At 61.3% G+C, this 17,748-nt stretch carries 17 protein-coding genes and 1 pseudogene; 6 read left to right on the forward strand and 12 right to left on the reverse strand.

Annotated features, from left to right (window positions below; genetic code table 11):
- Positions 1–6: 6 nt before the first annotated feature.
- The 5 genes from C5F70_RS11370 to C5F70_RS11390 are packed head-to-tail and all read right to left on the reverse strand — an operon-like array spanning position 7 to position 4,652.
- Complete coding sequence (locus C5F70_RS11370) at positions 7–1,038, reverse strand: ABC transporter ATP-binding protein (RefSeq protein ID WP_104903338.1); 1,032 nt, start codon at positions 1,036–1,038, stop codon at positions 7–9.
- Positions 1,035–1,829: an ABC transporter permease gene (locus C5F70_RS11375; RefSeq protein WP_017846529.1), complete on the reverse strand. Its 795-nt coding sequence runs from the start codon at positions 1,827–1,829 to the stop codon at positions 1,035–1,037. Before C5F70_RS11375 ends, C5F70_RS11370 begins: the two co-directional genes overlap by 4 nt.
- The gene (locus C5F70_RS11380; RefSeq protein WP_017846530.1) at positions 1,826–2,644 is read right to left on the reverse strand and encodes an iron ABC transporter permease; all 819 of its coding nucleotides are present in this window, start codon (positions 2,642–2,644) and stop codon (positions 1,826–1,828) included. The genes C5F70_RS11375 and C5F70_RS11380 overlap by 4 nt, the downstream gene beginning before the upstream one ends.
- Positions 2,645–3,649, reverse strand: a complete 1,005-nt coding sequence (locus tag C5F70_RS11385; protein WP_104903339.1) for an ABC transporter substrate-binding protein — start codon at positions 3,647–3,649, stop codon at positions 2,645–2,647.
- Positions 3,633–4,652: a LacI family DNA-binding transcriptional regulator gene (locus tag C5F70_RS11390; protein WP_046484528.1), complete on the reverse strand. Its 1,020-nt coding sequence runs from the start codon at positions 4,650–4,652 to the stop codon at positions 3,633–3,635. Before C5F70_RS11390 ends, C5F70_RS11385 begins: the two co-directional genes overlap by 17 nt.
- Before the next feature lie 355 nt (positions 4,653–5,007).
- Between C5F70_RS11390 and C5F70_RS11400 the strand changes: the two genes are divergently transcribed.
- On the forward strand, positions 5,008–6,105 hold the full coding sequence (locus C5F70_RS11400) for a carboxynorspermidine decarboxylase (protein WP_017846533.1): 1,098 nt from the start codon (positions 5,008–5,010) through the stop codon (positions 6,103–6,105).
- A gap of 28 nt (positions 6,106–6,133) precedes the next feature.
- On the forward strand, positions 6,134–7,378 hold the full coding sequence (locus C5F70_RS11405; protein ID WP_017846534.1) for a saccharopine dehydrogenase family protein: 1,245 nt from the start codon (positions 6,134–6,136) through the stop codon (positions 7,376–7,378).
- 153 nt (positions 7,379–7,531) lie between these two features.
- Here the strand turns inward: C5F70_RS11405 and glsB are convergent, their stop codons facing one another.
- Positions 7,532–8,440 carry a glutaminase B gene (gene glsB / locus C5F70_RS11410; protein WP_017846535.1) on the reverse strand — a complete coding sequence of 303 codons (909 nt, stop codon included), beginning with the start codon at positions 8,438–8,440 and terminating at the stop codon, positions 7,532–7,534.
- 98 nt (positions 8,441–8,538) lie between these two features.
- Positions 8,539–8,949, reverse strand: coding sequence for a hypothetical protein (locus C5F70_RS11415; protein WP_046383689.1), 411 nt, complete (start codon positions 8,947–8,949; stop codon positions 8,539–8,541).
- A 109-nt stretch (positions 8,950–9,058) separates the two neighbouring features.
- On the opposite strand from C5F70_RS11415, the gene C5F70_RS11420 reads away from it, so the two are divergent.
- Positions 9,059–9,928, forward strand: coding sequence for a helix-turn-helix domain-containing protein (locus C5F70_RS11420; RefSeq protein WP_104903340.1), 870 nt, complete (start codon positions 9,059–9,061; stop codon positions 9,926–9,928).
- Here the strand turns inward: C5F70_RS11420 and C5F70_RS11425 are convergent.
- Positions 9,919–10,560, reverse strand: a complete 642-nt coding sequence (locus tag C5F70_RS11425) for a ribonuclease T2 (RefSeq protein ID WP_046484476.1) — start codon at positions 10,558–10,560, stop codon at positions 9,919–9,921. The two genes, C5F70_RS11420 and C5F70_RS11425, sit on opposite strands and share 10 nt — an antisense overlap.
- 90 nt (positions 10,561–10,650) lie before the next feature.
- The gene (locus C5F70_RS11430; protein ID WP_046484474.1) at positions 10,651–11,631 is read right to left on the reverse strand and encodes a Gfo/Idh/MocA family protein; all 981 of its coding nucleotides are present in this window, start codon (positions 11,629–11,631) and stop codon (positions 10,651–10,653) included.
- Positions 11,632–11,757: 126 nt separating this feature from the next.
- On the opposite strand from C5F70_RS11430, the gene C5F70_RS11435 reads away from it, so the two are divergent.
- Positions 11,758–12,120: an NUDIX hydrolase gene (locus C5F70_RS11435; protein WP_017846540.1), complete on the forward strand. Its 363-nt coding sequence runs from the start codon at positions 11,758–11,760 to the stop codon at positions 12,118–12,120.
- A gap of 472 nt (positions 12,121–12,592) precedes the next feature.
- On the opposite strand, the gene C5F70_RS11440 is transcribed toward C5F70_RS11435, so the two are convergent.
- Both C5F70_RS11440 and C5F70_RS11445 read right to left on the reverse strand, forming a co-directional pair.
- Positions 12,593–12,877 carry a hypothetical protein gene (locus C5F70_RS11440; RefSeq protein ID WP_102617591.1) on the reverse strand — a complete coding sequence of 95 codons (285 nt, stop codon included), beginning with the start codon at positions 12,875–12,877 and terminating at the stop codon, positions 12,593–12,595.
- 191 nt (positions 12,878–13,068) lie between these two features.
- The gene (locus C5F70_RS11445; RefSeq protein WP_026139966.1) at positions 13,069–13,398 is read right to left on the reverse strand and encodes a hypothetical protein; all 330 of its coding nucleotides are present in this window, start codon (positions 13,396–13,398) and stop codon (positions 13,069–13,071) included.
- Positions 13,399–13,858: 460 nt separating this feature from the next.
- On the opposite strand from C5F70_RS11445, the pseudogene C5F70_RS11450 reads away from it, so the two are divergent.
- Positions 13,859–16,687 (forward strand): annotated as a pseudogene (locus C5F70_RS11450) (DUF6531 domain-containing protein); the annotation flags it as partial.
- An 88-nt stretch (positions 16,688–16,775) separates the two neighbouring features.
- Here C5F70_RS11450 and C5F70_RS11455 read toward each other — a convergent pair.
- Positions 16,776–17,213, reverse strand: a complete 438-nt coding sequence (locus tag C5F70_RS11455) for a DUF3995 domain-containing protein (protein ID WP_046383694.1) — start codon at positions 17,211–17,213, stop codon at positions 16,776–16,778.
- A gap of 93 nt (positions 17,214–17,306) precedes the next feature.
- Here C5F70_RS11455 and C5F70_RS11460 point away from each other — a divergent pair, with 93 nt between their 5' ends.
- Positions 17,307–17,696: a DUF2946 domain-containing protein gene (locus C5F70_RS11460; protein WP_104903342.1), complete on the forward strand. Its 390-nt coding sequence runs from the start codon at positions 17,307–17,309 to the stop codon at positions 17,694–17,696.
- Positions 17,697–17,748: the final 52 nt, after the last annotated feature.

A 17,748-nucleotide genomic window follows, 5' to 3' on the forward strand; every position in this document is an offset into this window, starting at 1 on the left:
CAACTCTCACGCATTCAGGGTGAACAACATGTGCGGCGCGATGGCCAAGGCAATCGGCGCGCCGACGGCGTACAGCTGGTTGTCGCTGCTGTCGACCAGCAACGGTTGCGGGCCGCCCACATCCACCAGCAGGCGGCTTTGCGCGCCCTGGAAAAACTGCGCCAGCAGATGGCCGTGCAGATGCCCTTCGTTTTCCATCACCCGCAAGTGTTCGGGGCGGCAATACACGGTGCCGGGCAACTGCGCTGCATGCCACGGCAATTCGCCGCCGCAGACTTTCAAACCATGGGGCGACGGCTCAATGACCTGGAAGGCATTCAGGTTGCCGACAAAGCCTGCGACGAAGGCGTTGGCCGGTTTCTGGTAGATGTCCCGCGGGCTGGCCAGTTGCGCGACGCGGCCGTGTTCCATCACCAGGATGCGATCCCCCAGGGCCATGGCTTCGCCCTGGTCGTGGGTGACAAACACCGAGGTGATACCGAGGCCGCGCAACAGTTGATTCAACTCACTGCGCAGGCGCTCACGCAATTGCGCATCGAGGGCGGCCAGGGGTTCGTCCAGCAACAGCACCTTGGGGCGCGGCGCCAACGCACGGGCCAAGGCCACGCGCTGGCGTTGCCCACCCGACAGTTCATAAATGCTGCGCTTGCCGTGGTGTTGCAAACCGACCAGTTCCAGCAGTTCCTCGCAGCGCTTGTTGCGCTCCGCTGGCGACACGCCGCGAATCTTCAGGCCATAGACGATGTTCCCGGCCACATCCAGGTTGGGAAACAGCGCATAGTTCTGGAACACCATGCCCACATCGCGGCGCTCGATGGGCAGGCGCGTGACGTCCTGGTCGCCGAAGAACACCTGGCCCACATCCGGGCGCTCCAGGCCGGCGATCAAGCGCAACGTCGTGGTTTTGCCACAACCGGACGGGCCGAGGATGGCCAGGGTTTCGCCGCCTTCGACGGTCAGGTCCAAGTCATGCACGGCGACGGTGCCGTCGGCGAACGCCTTGCGGCAACCTTGCAGGCGGATAGTGATAGCGGTCATCGACGCTCTCCACGGGACAAACGGGCACTGATGGCCTGCAACGCAATCAGCAGCGGCACGATCATCAGCAAAAAGATAAGGGTGTAGGCGCTGGCGATTTCCAGGCGCGCCGAGGCGTAGCTGTCGGCCAGGCCCACCGGCAGGGTCTTGGTCATGGGCGTATGCAGCATCCAGGTCAGGTTGAATTCACCCAGCGACAAGGTGACCACCATCAGCACACCGGCGAGAATGCCCGCCCGGCAGTTGGGCACCACCACGCTGAAAAAGCGCTTGATGGGACCTGCCCCCAGGCTCGCCGCCGCCTCCTCCAGCACCGGCAGTTGCTGGCGTTGCATCACCGCCATCACCGGGCGCACCAGGAATGGCAAGGTGAACAGCACATGGCCGACCAAAATGAACAGCCAACTGCTGCGAAACGCGCCGAACTGGCCGTAGGTCAAGAGTAAGGCCAGCGCGCTGGCCAGCCCCGGCATCGCCACCGGCAGCACCATCAGTTCCTCGAAGGCGCGACTGAAGCGATTGTTCATGCACACCAGGGCGTAGGCCGCCGGCACGCCGATCACGCAGACGCACACCGCGCAGGCCAGGGCCAGTTGCAGCGACAACCACACCGTCGGCGAATAGGCCTGCCAGACCTGAATCAACCAATCGAAGGTCAAGCCACTGGACAGGCCCACAAAGAAATTGCGCGTGAGCCCGGCCAGCAACGACATCAACACCGGCACCAACATGAAGGCGCACACCAGCAGGGTAAACAGCAGTTGCATCACGAACAGCGATGAGCGCTTCACAGGACAGTCCCCGCGTTTTTCACCCAGCGCCGGGTGAGCAGCAACACTGCCCAGGTCAGCGCGCCCAACACCACGGAAAGCGCCGCGGCGACGGCAAAGTTGGCGTAGTTGGTGAACACGTTGTAGATCGCCACCGGGGTCACGTTCAGCCGCGTGCCCAAGGTGAACGCCGTACCGAAGGCGCCCATGGACGTGGCAAAGCAGATCGCCCCGCAGGACGCCAACGCCGGTGCCAGGCCCGGCACGATCACATCGCACACCACGCGCCAATGCCCTGCGCCCAACGAGTGCGCGGCTTCTTCCAGGCTGCGGTCGAGGCTTTCGCACGCGGCCATCACCGTGAGGATCACCCGCGGGATCGAGAAGTACAGATAGCCGATAAACAACCCGGCCAGCGAGTAAGCGAAGATCCAACGCTCACCGGCCAACTGCAGGCCCAGGGACGCCAGCAGCCCCTGGCGCCCGGCCAACAGGATCACCAAAAAGCCCACTACGACACCCGGGAATGCCAACGGAAACGTCAGCAACGCAACCAGCGCCGAGCGCCCGAAGAACTGCTGGCGCGCCAGGAATACACCGCTGATGCCGCCGATCAGTAACGCCACGAGTGTGACGAACACCGCAAGCGCACAGGTTTGCGCCAGGCTGCCTAGATACTGCGCGCTGCTGAGGACCTGCCAGTAACCGCTGCCGTTGCTGTCGCGGCTCTCGGCGCCGAGCACCATCAGGTGCGCCAGCGGCAACAGCCAGAACGCGAGCAGCACCGCAAAGGCCGGGGCCAGGGCCCAGGCGGTATGTCTTGCCGATGCGGCCACTTACTTGACCTCGTTCAGGTAACGAGCGGCAAAGGCTTCCTGCACGGCGGCCATTTTCTGGTAGTCCACCACGCCGGCGCGGGCGTAATCGCTGTCGGGCAGGAACTGCGCGGCGACTTCGGTCGGCATCTGCACCGGGCGTATCGGGCGCAGGTAAGCCTTCGCCCACAGCGCCTGGCCGGCATCGGACAGCACGAAATCCAGCACTTTTTCGCCATTGGCGCGGTGCGGTGCGTTGGCCACCAGGCTCATCACGTAGGGCACGCTGATGCTGCCTTCCTGGGGAATCACGAACGCGACGTTGGCGTTGTCTTTGTAGCGTGCGCGGTAGGCGTTGAAGTCGTAGTCCACCAGGATCGGCAACTCACCGGACAACACCCGCGCATAGGCGGTTTGCTTGGGCACGATGGGGGCGTTTTTCGCCAGTTTCTGGAAGTAGTCGATGGCCGGGGCGAAGTTGTCCAGGTCGCCGCCCAGGGCGCGGTTGATTGCCACCGCCGACACGTAGCCGACGAAAGCGCTGGACGGGTCGAGGTAGCCGACCATGCCTTTGTATTCAGGCTTGAGCAGGTCGGCCCAGCTTTGCGGCACCGGCAAGCCACCCAGCGCATCGACGTTGACCATGATGCCCAAGGTGCCGGAGTGGATCGCGAACCAGTGGCCGGTCGGGTCTTTCAAGCCGGCGGGAATCTGCTCCCAGCCTTTGGGTTTGTAGCCATCGACCACCTCGGCCTTTTGCGCCTGCAGGCCGAAGGTCACGCCGTAATACACCACGTCGGCCACCGGAGCGGCTTTCTCCGCCACCAACTGCGCCAGGGACTGGCCGGAGTTCTTGTTGTCCAGCGGCACCTGCACGCCAGTGCTGGCGGCGATGGCCTTGAGCTGGTTGCCCCAGTCGGCCCAGTCCGGCGGGCAGTTGTAGCAAATCGCCGTGTCGGCGGCCTGGGCCAGGCTGGCCATGCCGCACAGCAGCACGGCGGCCAGGGTTTTACTGAATACGCGCATCAAGGGTCTCCTCATGGGGTTGAGTGCTTTCACCCGGCCGGATATGGCAAGGCAGGCAATGGGAAATCGGGGCGTTGCCGGCGATCTGCGCCAGCAACTGGTCAATCACGGTGCTGGCGAGCAAGGCGATGGGCTGCACCACGCTGCACAGCGTCGGGTGCATCTGGGTGCCGAGGGCGATGCCGTCGAAGCCCATCACTGACAGTTGCTCGGGTACGTTCCAGGCGTTGCGGCGCAGCTCGGCGATCAGGCTGATCGCCAGGAAGTCGTTGGAACACACCAGCGCGGTCGGTGCATCAGGGCCGTTGAGAAACGGTGCAATGGCGGCGAACTCGGCCTGGGTGTGGGCCGGCATTTCGATCACCGGGCGGGGTTGGAGGCCATGCTCTTTCATCCCATCGCAATAACCGGCGTAACGCAGACGTGCGCGGTCGGACTGCAACGCGGGGCCGGCGACCATGCCGATGCGCCGGTGCCCCGCTTCGAGCAAATAGCGCGTCGCCAGGGCCATACCGGCGCGGTTGTCGACGGACACGGCGCTGTAGTCGGGGTTGCTCGGTTGGTGGTAGGCGAGCACGAACGGCGTCTGCTCGGTGGCCAGGCTGTGCAGCACGCTGTTGCTTTCGGCATCCGTCACCGTCAGCACCAGGCCGTCGACGCGCTGGCGCAGCAACTCTTCCACCACAATGCTTTCGCGCTCGCTGTTGTAGTCGGTGGTTGCCAGCAACAGGCTATAGCCGCGCAAACGGGCCGCCCGCTCCATGGCCTGCAATTGCTCGGCGAAGACCGGGTTGAGCAGGTTGGGCACCACCACGCCGATCAGGTTGGTGGTTTGCAGGCGCAGTTGGCGGCCGAGCAAGTTAGGCCGAAAACCCAGCTCGCGGGCAGCGGCGAACACCTGTTCGCGGGTCGCCGGGCGTACCTGGTCGGGAGAGGCAAAGGTGCGGGCAGCGGTCGCACGGGAGACCCCGGCCAGCCGTGCAACGTCTTTCAAATCAGTCATGGTCACTCGCTTGAGATCGATCTCATTGGCGAGGACATTAGCGACGCAATGTGGCAGGAACGTGGTGGACAGATGACGGTTTGATGTCAGCGCCCTGGACACACCGCGATCCGAATGTGGGAGGGGGCTTGCCCCCGATGGCGGTGGATCAGCTGGCCTATCGGGCGTCTGACACAACGCTATCGGGGGCAAGCCCCCTCCCACATTGGGTCGATGCATGCCGTTGGAGAGTCATATTCCGGGGCTATGCTTGGAAACCCGACGCGCAAAATCCGCCCGCTAACCTTTCGATCTGCTCCAAGTGCGGGCACAATGCGTGTCCTTTTTTGGCAGGCACCGCCGCAGGCTCTCAAAAATGATCAAAACGCCGTACTACCTCATCGATAAACAGAAACTTCTGGTCAACATGCAGAAGATTGCTTACGTGCGCGAACAGTCCGGCGCCAAGGCGTTGCTGGCGCTCAAGTGCTTTGCCACCTGGTCGGTGTTTGACCTGATGCAGCAATACATGGACGGCACCACGTCGTCGTCGCTGTATGAATTGAAGCTCGGTCGCCAGAAATTCCAAGGCGAGGCGCACGCCTACAGCGTGGCCTGGGCCGACGATGAAATCGAAGAGATGCTGGAAAACTGCGACAAGATCATCTTCAACTCCATCAGCCAACTGCAGCGTTTTGCCGAACGTAGCGAAGGCAAGACCCGCGGCCTGCGCGTCAACCCGCAGGTGAGCAGTTCGGATTACCTGCTGGCCGACCCGGCGCGTCCGTTCAGCCGCCTGGGCGAATGGGACCCGGTGAAGATCGAAGGCGTGATCGAGCAGATCTCCGGCTTCATGTTCCACAACAACTGCGAAAACGACGACTTCAGCCTGTTCGACAAGATGCTCGGCACCATCGAAGAACGCTTCGGCGCGCTGCTGCACAAGGTCGAGTGGGTCAGCCTCGGCGGCGGCATCCATTTCACCGGTGAAGACTATGCCGTGGACGCATTCTGTGCGCGCTTGAAGGCGTTCTCCGAGAAGTACGGCGTGCAGGTGTACCTGGAACCCGGCGAAGCGGCGATCACCAACAGCGCCTCGCTGGAAGTCACCGTGCTCGACACGCTGTACAACGGCAAACACCTGGCCGTGGTCGACAGTTCCATCGAAGCCCACCTGCTGGACCTGCTGATCTACCGCCTCAATGCCAAGCTGGCGCCGAGCACGGGTGAACACACCTACATGGTGTGCGGCAAATCCTGCCTGGCCGGGGACATTTTCGGCGAGTATCAATTTGATCGTCCGTTGGCCATCGGCGATCGGCTGTCGTTCATCGACACCGCGGGCTACACCATGGTCAAGAAAAACTGGTTCAACGGCCTGAAAATGCCGTCCATCGTAGTGAAACAACTCGACGGTACAGTCGAGGTGGTTCGTGAATTTGGTTACGACGACTACCTGTCCAGCCTTTCGTAAGCTGGCGGATAAAGGAGAGATAAAGCAATTGAAAAAGAACGTTCTTATCATTGGTGCAGGAGGTGTCGCCAAGGTGGTGGCCCACAAGTGTGCGCAGCACAACGACGAACTCGGTCGTATTGCTATTGCGTCGCGCAACATCTCCAAATGCCAGGCCATCATCGACAGCGTCAAGGCCAAGGGTAGCCTCAAAGTACCCGCCGACATCCAAGCCTTCGCGCTGAACGCCCTGGACGTGGAAGCAACCAAGGCCCTGATCCGCGAGACACAATCGCAGATCGTCATCAACGTCGGCTCCGCCTTCCTCAACATGTCGGTGCTGCGTGCCTGCATCGATACCGGCGTGGCTTACCTCGACACCGCCATCCACGAAGAGCCGGGCAAAATCTGCGAGACCCCGCCGTGGTACGGCAACTACGAATGGAACCACCTGGAAGAGTGCAAACAGAAGAACATCACCGCCATCCTTGGCGTGGGCTTCGACCCGGGTGTCGTCAACGCGTATGCCGCGCTGGCGCAGCAACAGCATTTCGACCGCATTGATTCGATCGACATTCTCGACGTCAATGCCGGCTCCCATGGCAAATACTTCGCCACCAATTTCGACCCGGAAATCAACTTCCGCGAATTCACCGGACAGGTGTGGAGCTGGCAGAACAGCCAGTGGACCAGCAACACCATGTTCGAAGTCAAACGTACCGACGACCTGCCTGTGGTCGGTTCGCAGAACCTGTACCTGACCGGCCACGATGAAGTTCACTCGCTGTCGAAAAACCTCGACGTGCCCAACGTGCGTTTCTGGATGAGCTTCGGCGAGCATTACATCAACGTGTTCACCGTGCTGAACAGCCTCGGCCTGCTCTCCGAAAAGCCGGTCACCACCGCCGAAGGCCTGCAAGTGGTGCCGTTGAAAGTGGTCAAGGCCGTGCTGCCCGACCCGTCTTCGCTCGCCCCCGGCTACACCGGCAAGACCTGCATCGGCGACCTGGTCAAAGGCACCAAGGACGGCCAGCCGCGCGAGGTGTTCATCTACAACGTGGCCGATCATGAAGAAGCCTACGCCGAGACCGACAGCCAGGGCATCTCCTACACCGCCGGCGTGCCGCCGGTCGCCGCTGCGCTACTGGTAGCGCGTGGTGAGTGGGATGTGAAGCGCATGGCCAACGTCGAGGAACTGCCGGCTGAGCCGTTCCTGAAAGCGCTGGACGTGATGGGCCTGCCGACTCGGATCAAAGACGAGCACGGCGATCGGGCCTGGGATGCGATTGCCTGATAGGCGATAGCAGACCGAACCAAAATGTGGGAGGGGGCTTGCCCCCGATAGCGGTAGATCAGTCACAGCTGTATTGACTGACACACTGTAATCGGGGGCAAGCCCCCTCCCACATTTGGATTCGTGATGCTTCCTGCACACACGGGAGCGGCCTCAAAACACCGACCACCCAATCCGCTCACTCAACAATTCCAACGCCTTGATCCCCGCCAGCGAATTCCCCGCCGCGTTCAACTCCGGCGACCACACGCACACCGTGAACTGCCCCGGTACCACCGCGACAATGCCGCCGCCGACCCCGCTCTTGCCCGGCAAACCCACGCGATAGGCGAAGTTCCCCGCCTCGTCATACAGCCCGCTGGTGGCCATGATCGAGTTGACCTGCTTGGTCTGGCGCGCAGTCAGGATCTGCTCGCCGCTGTGGGCACTCACCCCCTCGTTGGCCAGGAAACTGAACGCCCTGGCCAGGTCCAGGCAGCTCATCTGCAACGCGCAGTAGTTGAAGTAGCTGTGGAGCACCGCGTCGACATCGTTATGGAAGTTGCCGAACGACTTCATCAGGTAGGCCATGGCCGCGTTGCGCGCGCCGTGTTGTGCTTCCGATTCGGCGACGACGCTATTGACCAGGATCTGCGGGTTGCCCGACAGGCGCCGCACAAAGTCGCGCATCGACAGAATCGGCACGGCAAAGCGTGACTGGTTGATATCGCAGATCACCAGCGCGCCGGCATTGATAAAGGGGTTGCGCGGGCGGCCGCGTTCGAATTCCAGCTGCACCAGGGAGTTGAACGGTTGCCCCGAGGGCTCGTGGCCGAGGCGCTCCCAGATGGTTTCGCCGCCGTGGTCGATGGCTTGCACCAGGCTGAACACCTTGGAAATACTCTGCACCGAGAACAGGGTATCGGCATCCCCGGCGCAGTAGGCTGCGCCGTCGTTGCCGTACACGGCGATCCCCAGTTGATCGGCGGGCACGTCGGCCAGCGCGGGAATGTAGTCGGCGACGTTGCCGAGGCCGATCAGTGGACGAACTTCGTCGAGAATCGACTCCAACAGCGCCTGCATGTCTTGTCCTGTCATCGTTCTTTGAATCAGTGGTAAGCGGGGCGCGGAGGATACTTCAATGCGCTCGGCAGTCCCACTGGCGGGAGGCGGTGCATCGCTTAGAAATACGTCACATCCGACACCTGCTCATCCAGCACATCCCGCGCCAGCGCCCACGCCTGGTCATTGGACGCCACCATCAGCAGCGGATAACCCCAGGCATTGCCAAACGTCGCGGCGAACGGCTTGAGTGCCCGGCGCTTGGCCGCGCAGGGCTCCACCTGGATCATGCCTTTGACATACGCACGCAGGGCCTGCCGGTGTGTCTTCATCCAGTGCGAGGCGTGCTCGCGCTCTTCGTAGGAGTGCGCGTGATTCAGTTCGTCCAAGGCTTTTTCATACAGCAACACAAAAGATTGCTGACGTGCCAGCAGGCCTTCGAACATCACGAAGCTGTCCTGCGACCCGCCTTCATTCGGCGCATCAAAAATGATCTTCACCACGGGAAATGCTGAACTGTCGAGTCGCATGGCAGAGTTCCTTAATGAGAGAGAGTCTCACTATAAGGCTGACGAAGCTGGACGGCATTGCACAGAATAGCCAGAATGTTTCGCAATTCAGCCAAGCTGCGAGCTCACCATGAAACGCCATCGCCTGGACCAGCATGATCCGTCGTTAGCCAAGGATGCCGATCTGGTCCCGCGTGCGGTGGTGGCCGTGAGCGCGACCAGTACGTCCGAGCGTTGGGAGCACGTTCAGCACACCCACCGCAAAGGCCAGTTGATGTACACGCTGCGCGGGGTGATTCATTGCGAAATCGAGGCCGGCATCTGGATTGTGCCGCGCCAGTGCGCGCTGTGGATTCCCGGCGGCATGCCCCACGCCGCGCGTGGCGCCGGCGAAGCGGAGGTGTATTGCCTGCTGATCGACCCGGACGCTGCCGGCGCCCTGCCCTCGCAATGCTGCACCCTGTCGGTATCCGGCCTGTTGCATGAGTTGATCAGCAAAGCGGTGAGCTTCCCGCAGTTGTACGACGTGAACAGTGCGCAGGGGCGTTTGATCGACACGCTTTTGGACGAGCTGGCCCAGGCGCCCATCGAAGGCCTGCACCTGCCGATGCCCCAGGACCCGAGGCTGCGTCGCCTGGCCGACAGCCTGCTGGCCAACCCCGGCGACAAGGCCACGCTCGGCCAATGGGCGGCGCGCATCGGCATGAGCGAGCGCAGCATGACGCGCTTGTTGCTGGAGGAGTCAGGCCTGAGCTTCGGCCGCTGGCGTCGGCAGTTGCATGTGATCCTGTCGTTGCAACGACTGGCCAGGGGCGAAAGTGTGCAGCGGGTCGCCCTGGACTTGGGCTATGAAAATGCCAGCGGTTTTATCACCATGTTCCGCAAGGCCGTGGGCCAGCCGCCAGCGCGTTACCTGGCGGGCCGCGTCGGGGTGTCGACGTCAACCGAGGCCCCGGCGGCCATCGCATTGCACTCGCTCCAGGCGCTCGATCAGCGCTGAACCGGAATGCGGATATCACCGTCTCGGCACTGGGTTTTCACACTCTTGGGGCAGCCGGCAAAACGCAGTTCCTTGCTCAGGCACACGCGCACTTCGGACAGCACCTTGCCCTTGCAGATCACCGCCACGCCATGGTTGCCCATGGCCGGGTTACTCTCGCGAAAGAGCGCCTCGATCTCCCGTGCCTCCAAGTGACCCGGCACGTTGAATGGCTGCAATTGCTGTGGGATCTGCACCGTGGCCAAGGCCGCATCGGTGGCCTGCAGGTAACGCGTGGCTTCCAGGCCGCTGCAGGTGCCATGTTTGGACCATTCATGCTTGAGCAGTGCCTGCGTCGGGAATATCAACGCGCCTTTGGCCAGCTCATCCGCCGACAGCCGCGACTGCGTATCGCACGACGCCGGCCAGCCACCCCGTGCGTATTGCGGCCATAGCCCATGCAATACAAACCCGTAGCCTTTGCCGCTGCATTGCTCGTTGTTCGGGTGCGCCAGGCAGAACGTTGGCGACCACGACAGCGACAGCACATAAAAATCAAAGTCCCCCACCGGCCGTTGCTCGCGTGGCGCCGCCTGCGTCGCCATGCTTGCCAGTACCCACCCCACGGCCAGCCAGGCTGCCTTGTATTTCATCCGTCTGTTCCTTGAAAAAAATAAGCCCGCATTGTGAGTGCAGGCCAGGGTCCGGCGAAAGTGGTGAATGCAACGCCGACGCCAGGAAAACTACTCAGGATGATAGGGATTGCGTTGCAGCACCTTGTCCAGAATCCGGTCGGTCTTCAATGCCTCGATCGCCAGTGAGGGGTGCTCGGCTTCGCCGCGAATATGGGCGTTCATGCCCAGCACATGGTGCCACTGGATATGCGTGTGGCAAGGCACCTCCAGCACTTCGGCGACCGCCCCTTCAAGCCGCAACGGCTGGTCGTCGAACACCGCAAACGTGATCCGCCCCAGGGTGCCGATCAGCTCGACGCGATCTTCATGGCGGTCCGCGACAAAGTTCCAGCAGCCCATGCCCAGCGCGCCGGAGCTGAAAGTCCAGCAGGCAGTCACCGCGTCTTCCGCCGCATACTGTCCGGCCTGTCGCGCGCTAAACCCGGCAACCTCGACAATGTCGCCGGCCAGGTACTGGAACAGATCAAAGCCGTGGCTGGCCAGGTCGGCAAAGTAGCCGCCGCCGGCAATGGCCGGGTCGGTGCGCCAATTGGCGGCACTGGTGTCTTCGATGGCTGGCGGCTTGCACAGGGACCAGGTCAGGTGACGCAGTTGGCCGATGCGCCCATCGCGCAACCAGTCGCGCACTTGCTGGAAGCGCGGCAGCGAGCGGCGATAGTAGGACACAAACAAATGCAGCCCGGCACGTTCGAAGGTGCGCTGCATCAATGCGCCCTGCTCGGCATTCAGCGCCATGGGTTTTTCGACACAACAGTGCTTGCCGGCGGCCGCGACCATCAGGCTGTATTCGAGGTGGCTGTCGGGCGGTGTAGCGATGTACACCGCGTCCACCTCAGGGTCGTTGATCAGTGCCTGGGCGTCGGTATAGAAACGGCCAATGCCGTGGCGTGCCGCATAATCGCGCACAGCCTCTTCGCGGCGCCCCATCACGGCCACCAGGGCCGAACCTGGCGCTTTGTAGAAAGCAGGTCCACTCTTTAACTCAGTGACGCTGCCACAGCCGATCATGCCCCAACGTACCGTCTTCATCTGCTCCCCTCGTGCGTTGTCGTCAATCGACCAGTATCTATATCCTCACGCAGATACGCCACCACCATCCAGCATGACATTTGCATTACACTTTTATGACAGACATCTCGCTGCGGGGCACAGACGATGAAAATACGCGCAACGGTGATTTGCGAACACGAGGGGCATATCCTCTTCGTGCGCAAAGCCAGATCGAAATGGGCGTTGCCGGGCGGCAAGGTCGAACGCGATGAGCGCCCGGTCGGCGCCGCCGAACGGGAGCTGGAAGAAGAAACCGGGTTGAACGTCGACGGACTGCTGTACCTGCAGGAATTGAAGGCGCGCGACACGCTGCACCATGTGTTCGAGGCGTCGGTGGTGAACATCGCGCAAGCACGGCCGTGCAACGAAATCATCGATTGCCGCTGGCACGCCTACGGTGCGATGGACGAGCTGGACACTACCGATACCACCCGGCACATCGTCAAATCCTTTCTGCGACGCCTGTAGTTCCGCGCTCTGTCCGGCGACCTGTGCAGATTCTGCGTCGGGGCGCTTCACTCGAATGTGCTCAGGCCGGTTATCGACTTGCTCGCCACCGAAATCGGTAATCTCGTCCAACGAGTTGGATGGAACAGTGTGATGCTCGAGTTTGTCGAGAACATCGACGATGTTGCTGTACCAAGCCAAGCACAATGGTCGGATGCGCGCGGAGCTTGTTGATGCCGACAACAAATCCCAGGCAAAAAAAATCCCAAGTAGCTGATGGAAACTTGGGATTTAAAAAATGCATAAACCGTGGGAGGTGAACGCCCGGCTATAGTACCGATTGCCTAATTCCGTAACAAGATGGTTTTAATCCTTTCGTCGGAATAAAACAATCGTAAGTCCTTCAATAACCACACATTTATCAAGGTAGGGAGGTATATAAGCGCCACTTTTTGGTGCAAATACCATCGCGACTTTTAAGTACTATTTCCCTTTATAAAGAAGGGTTATCAATCGATTTCGGCGTGAGACTTTTCGATGACTGTCCGCTCAACTGTTTGCACGTATCGCTAAGTTCAATCCTGTTTGCCGAGGCGGCACTGGCCACGCGCTCCACTTGCCTGCAGAGAGCCAGGTACTCGACGGTCTGTTCACGCTGGCGGTCGACTTTGGCATTGAGTTGTACGAAATAGATCCCCAGCAACACCGCAACGCACAACACCGCGACTGCGAAGTAGCGCAAGCTGTCGGGCGACCGGGGCTCCGGAGGGGTCATCATTTTAGTGCGCCCTGCTCTTCTGGCAGCGAACGTCGGCGATCAGGAACAGCGCGGCGACATCATCCGACGTCGCCCCGGGAAAAAGCGTTTGCATACCAGTCTCCTCAATGACGGGGGCAATTGTATGCAAATAGAAACACTGAGATTGTCGTGGATTTGTAAACCGCGCTGCTCGACCAGCAAGAAGCGCCTTATTTGCGCGCCACTTTGTAGCGCACGCAATCCTGATAGAAACTCTGGCGAATCGCCTCGGGCTTGAGCCGTGAACGGCTGTCATAAGTCTGCTCGGTGATGCCCATGGCCATCATCCGCATCCATGACTTGTTGAACTTGATGGTCTGGATCTTCTGCCGCGCGGCATACAGTGAAACGCCCGACAGCTTGAGTTCCTGTGCCCTGGCGGCCGTGCCCGCGCCCCAACTGCACATGTACTTGTCGCCCTCGCGCAACTCCCGTGCCTGTACGGCAGCCGCGCCGCCGGCCAGGGAACAGGCGATCAGCATGATTCCTACATTGCGCATTTGCTTCCTCACCTAACCAGCTGAAAATAAAAGCGATTCTGGCGAGAATTTTGTTACAAAGGGGCCACTAAATTGCCTTATCGCACGGATTGAAGGATCGCCACAACGCGGGCTCAACTCGCCGGCCGATATCTGGAAACCGGGCAGCAAGACAAGTGGTTTTATTTGCGCGAACAATGACGGGCGGTCTCGCAATCGGTCGGATCGACTTTTTGGGTAGCCCTTTCAATTGCTTTTTCGCGGGATTTTCCCTGGGCGTGTCAGCCCCTTCTGATTTTTCCAGCCGTTCGTCCAGCGTCTTTTTTCCGCGGCAGACTCCGACGTCTTACCCTTTGCCGAGACGTCACGGATGACTAACGCTTCCCACATTGCCTTTATCACACCGGAGCTGGATGGCGTGCATCAACGCCAGGCCGAGTATCCCCAGCAGGTCAACGCCGGGTATGGCGCACTGGATTCGCTGAGGCTGACCGATGCCGCACTGGACGGGCTCCTGCCGTTCGAATGGACGCGGTGCTATCACCCCCGTGCGGTGGATGTGGACTGCGGATTGGGGGTTGGCTGGAGCCACTCGCTGGCGCATCGGCTGACGCTGACGGACGCCTCGACGATGTGGATCGAGCATGAGCACCGATCGACCGCCCTGCCCTTGCCGACCGAGACGCGACCGACAACCGGCAATCGCCAGGCCGACGCCGCGATCTACCTGGGGGCGCGGTCGGATGAGCTGGTGCTGTGCCAGGCATCACGCTTCTACCACTTCTGCCACGGTGTGCTGACCGCGATCAGCGATGCCTACGGCAACCGGCTGCGAATTGTCCGCGATGTATTGGGGCACATTGAACGCCTGGATAACGGTGTCGGTCGCTCGCTGTTTTTCCGTTATGAGCGCGGCCACTTGGTGGCGCTCGATTACCAGGTTCAGCGGCCCGAGGGCCGTGCGGCCGGGGATTGGATGACCGAACAGACCGTGGTTTCCTACACCTATGACGACATTGGAAGACTGGTTTCGGCGACCAATGCCGTAGGGGAAAGCGAGACCTATCGGTACGACAAGCAACACTTGATCCTTGAACGCCAGTTAACCGGCGGCGCGCGCTTCTTTTGGGCTTGGGAACGGGCTGGCAAGGCGGCGCGATGTGTCCGGCATTGGGCGAGTTTCTTGCAGATCGACACGCGGTATGCCTGGGGGGACGACGGCAGCGTGACCCATCACAACGCCGATGGGAGCCAGGAAACCTATGTTCGGGCACGGCGGGTGCAGCGGGTGGGTCCGGATGGCGCCAAGCATTTCAGATCCTATGACGACAAGGGCCGTCTCACGGTCGAGCAAGACCCCCTCGGCGCGGTAACGGCGTATCAGTACGACGACGCTGGATGCTTGGTCGCGTTTTTTCCGGGGGAAGATGAGCCAACGTCCTACGAGTATGACAATGGATTCTTAAGAGTTGTACGTCGTGGCCAGGCAGTTTGGAACTACGCGCATAACGACCAAGGCAATGTCATTCGTCAGACCGACCCCGATGGCAACGTTACCGACTATAGCTACAACCAGTATGGCCAACTGATCGGGGTTTGGTTTCCCGACCATAGCTGCCTGCGGCGGTGGTGGAATGAGCGTGGGCAGTTGCTTGAAGAACACTGGCCAAACGGCAGTGTGAAGCGCTATCGCTATGACGATCTCGGTCGGAGGGTGGCGCAAGAGGACAAGCATGGGGTGGCGACCCAGTACCAGTGGGACGGTGTCGGACGATTGGTTCGTGTGGTCATGCCCGGCGGTGGCACGCGGGAATACAGCTACAACCCCTACGGAAGAATCACCGCCGAACGCGATGAACTGGGGCACGTCACTCGCTACGAATACACCGACGGTCTGCCCCTGATCAGCCGGCGCATCAATGCGGACGGTAGCCAGGTCAACTACCGCTACGACCACGTGCGATTGTTGCTCGCCGAAATCGAAAACGAAATCGGCGAAATCTACCGCTTCGACTATCACCCCAACGGCCTGCTCCAGCAGGAAATCGACTTCGACGGCCGACGCACCGCCTATGCCTACGACCTCAACGGCAAGCTGCTGGAAAAAACCGCACGCGGCACCGACGGCAGTCAGCTCGTCACCCGCTACCGGCGAGACCACGCCGGCCGGTTGGTCAGGAAAACCCTGCCCGATGGCGGCATTGTTGAATATACCTACGACCGCCAGGGCAACCTCCTCAGCGTCGACGACGGCTACCGCCCCCTTACCTACGAATACGACCCGCAAAACCGCCTGATCGCCGAACACCAGGGCTGGGGCACACTCCGTTATGGCTACGACGCCTGCGGCCGACTCAAATACCTGCGCCTGCCAGACAACAACCAGCTAGGGTTCAACCATGACAAGGGCGGCCACCTTGCGACCGTTGAACTCAATGGCGCGCTGTTGACGTCTCACCTGTTCGACGCCGGCCGAGAACACCAACGCGCCCAAGGCAAACTGCTCAGCAGTTACCAATACGATGAGCATGCACGCCTGTTCAACCATGGCATCTGCGATATCGAAGGCACTCGCTACCGCCGCCAGTACAGCTACGACAAAGCCGGCAACCTCAGGTACTTGCTCGACACCCGCAAAGGCGAGCACCGCTACCACTACGACACGCTAAACCGCCTGGTCCGCGCTGATCATTCCCAGGCCGCACAGGAACGTTTCACCTACACGCCAGCGGGTAACCGTCTGACGCTCCAGGATGGCCGCCAATACGACTATGACGCCTTTGGCAATCTCATCCGCGAACGGCGTGGCCAGGCCCACTCTGTCGTTACCGAATACCGCTACGACTGCCAGCACCGCCTGATCGGCCTCACCCGCCCCAACGGCCAAACCGTCCACTACCGCTACGACCCGTTTGGTCGCCGCATCAGCAAAACCGTCGCCGGCACGACCACCGAGTTTTTCTGGCAAGGCGACAGACTGATCGCCGAACACCGCGCGCAACGGCATCGCAGCTACGTCTACGAACCCGACAGTGTCCGCCCACTGGCCCTGCTGGAAGGCTTCGGCCCACAGCACACCACGCCTTTCCACTACCAACTGGATCACCTTGGCACCGCGCAGGAACTCACCACGCCCGACGGCGAAATCGTGTGGTCCGCGCACTACCGCGCCGACGGCCGGATCACGCGATTGGACGTCGAAAAAGTCGAAAACCCGCTGCGCTCCCAAGGTCAATACTTCGACCGGGAAAGCGGGCTGCACTACCATCGCCACCGCTACTACGATCCGGATAACGGGCGCTGCCTGACGGGTGGGCAGGATCAACGCCTATCGGTAAGCGCCCAAATCCACGGGGCGGGTCCGCAGGCGGGTGAACGCTCGCGGCGCGATCAGGCGATCAACTCCACGCCACCACCAACAACCCGGCGCCCAACAACAGGCACAACGGCGAATAAAAATACGTATCCCACCGTGCAAACCGCGAACCACCGACCTTTTTGAAAAAACCCACCAGCTCCGAATCGCCGATTGCCCTGGCAAACATGATCACGGCAATCGCGCTGATGCCCCATTGCAATGCGCCATGGGACACCGGCGAAAAATACAGCCCGGCCCGCAGGCAAACGAGCAAGGCGATTGCCACCAGGCCCATCGCCACCAGCAAGGTGCCCAATGCCGAAGGCTTGAACGCCAGGCGGGGGCCGCTGGCGAATTCGCCGGGAAGTTGAGGGATGGCGGCGAGGCTGCCGAGCTTGCCACCGGCGGCCCAGTACAAATGCACCATGCTGACAAAGGTGAAAATACCGACGATCCATCGTGCGACGATAAAGCTCATGGCGGCCTCTCCCGGAATTTGTGCGAAGTAGGATAGTCCCCCTGAGATTTTTTGCAGGCATTTCGTCGGCGGCCGATGGTAAAGTGCCACCCCATGAAAATCACCCGTGCCGACCGCTCGCTCATTGCCTGGATGCTCTACTGCAGCGTCCTGTTCAATGTGTTCGCGTGCAGCATCGGGCATGGGCAGATGGCGGGCATGCAGCTCAACGGACTCGGCGGGCAGTTCTGTACCGTCGACCCACGCACCCAGGCGCCCAAGCCGTCCACCCCCGCCGAGGAAAGCCTGCCGACGCTGTCCAAGGCGTTTGGTTGCCCGCTGTGCTCGACCGGCGGCATGGGCCCGGCGCTGAACTCCAGCCTCAACGTCGCGGTGTTGCCGCAACCCCACGCACCGCCGCCGGCTATCGTACTGGCGGCTGACATTCCTGCCCGCTTCACCTGGCCCACGGCCCACCCACGGGCGCCGCCCGCCCTCGCCTGATCCTCGCGCTTTCTGATCTGCACTGACACCGTTTCCGTAAGGAAGTACGGGT

This window comes from Pseudomonas sp. LH1G9 (genome assembly GCF_002949975.1).
GTDB lineage: Bacteria > Pseudomonadota > Gammaproteobacteria > Pseudomonadales > Pseudomonadaceae > Aquipseudomonas > Aquipseudomonas veronii.

Coding starts and splice junctions, on each gene's coding strand:
- C5F70_RS11370 (WP_104903338.1), bottom strand. CDS start 1,038: ATGACCGCTATCACTATCCGCCTGCAAGGTTGCCGCAAGGCGTTCGCC.
- C5F70_RS11385 (WP_104903339.1), bottom strand. CDS start 3,649: ATGCGCGTATTCAGTAAAACCCTGGCCGCCGTGCTGCTGTGCGGCATG.
- C5F70_RS11390 (WP_046484528.1), bottom strand. CDS start 4,652: ATGACTGATTTGAAAGACGTTGCACGGCTGGCCGGGGTCTCCCGTGCG.
- C5F70_RS11400 (WP_017846533.1), top strand. CDS start 5,008: ATGATCAAAACGCCGTACTACCTCATCGATAAACAGAAACTTCTGGTC.
- glsB (WP_017846535.1), bottom strand. CDS start 8,440: ATGCAGGCGCTGTTGGAGTCGATTCTCGACGAAGTTCGTCCACTGATC.
- C5F70_RS11415 (WP_046383689.1), bottom strand. CDS start 8,949: ATGCGACTCGACAGTTCAGCATTTCCCGTGGTGAAGATCATTTTTGAT.
- C5F70_RS11420 (WP_104903340.1), top strand. CDS start 9,059: ATGAAACGCCATCGCCTGGACCAGCATGATCCGTCGTTAGCCAAGGAT.
- C5F70_RS11425 (WP_046484476.1), bottom strand. CDS start 10,560: ATGAAATACAAGGCAGCCTGGCTGGCCGTGGGGTGGGTACTGGCAAGC.
- C5F70_RS11430 (WP_046484474.1), bottom strand. CDS start 11,631: ATGAAGACGGTACGTTGGGGCATGATCGGCTGTGGCAGCGTCACTGAG.
- C5F70_RS11435 (WP_017846540.1), top strand. CDS start 11,758: ATGAAAATACGCGCAACGGTGATTTGCGAACACGAGGGGCATATCCTC.
- C5F70_RS11440 (WP_102617591.1), bottom strand. CDS start 12,877: ATGATGACCCCTCCGGAGCCCCGGTCGCCCGACAGCTTGCGCTACTTC.
- C5F70_RS11445 (WP_026139966.1), bottom strand. CDS start 13,398: ATGCGCAATGTAGGAATCATGCTGATCGCCTGTTCCCTGGCCGGCGGC.
- C5F70_RS11455 (WP_046383694.1), bottom strand. CDS start 17,213: ATGAGCTTTATCGTCGCACGATGGATCGTCGGTATTTTCACCTTTGTC.
- C5F70_RS11460 (WP_104903342.1), top strand. CDS start 17,307: ATGAAAATCACCCGTGCCGACCGCTCGCTCATTGCCTGGATGCTCTAC.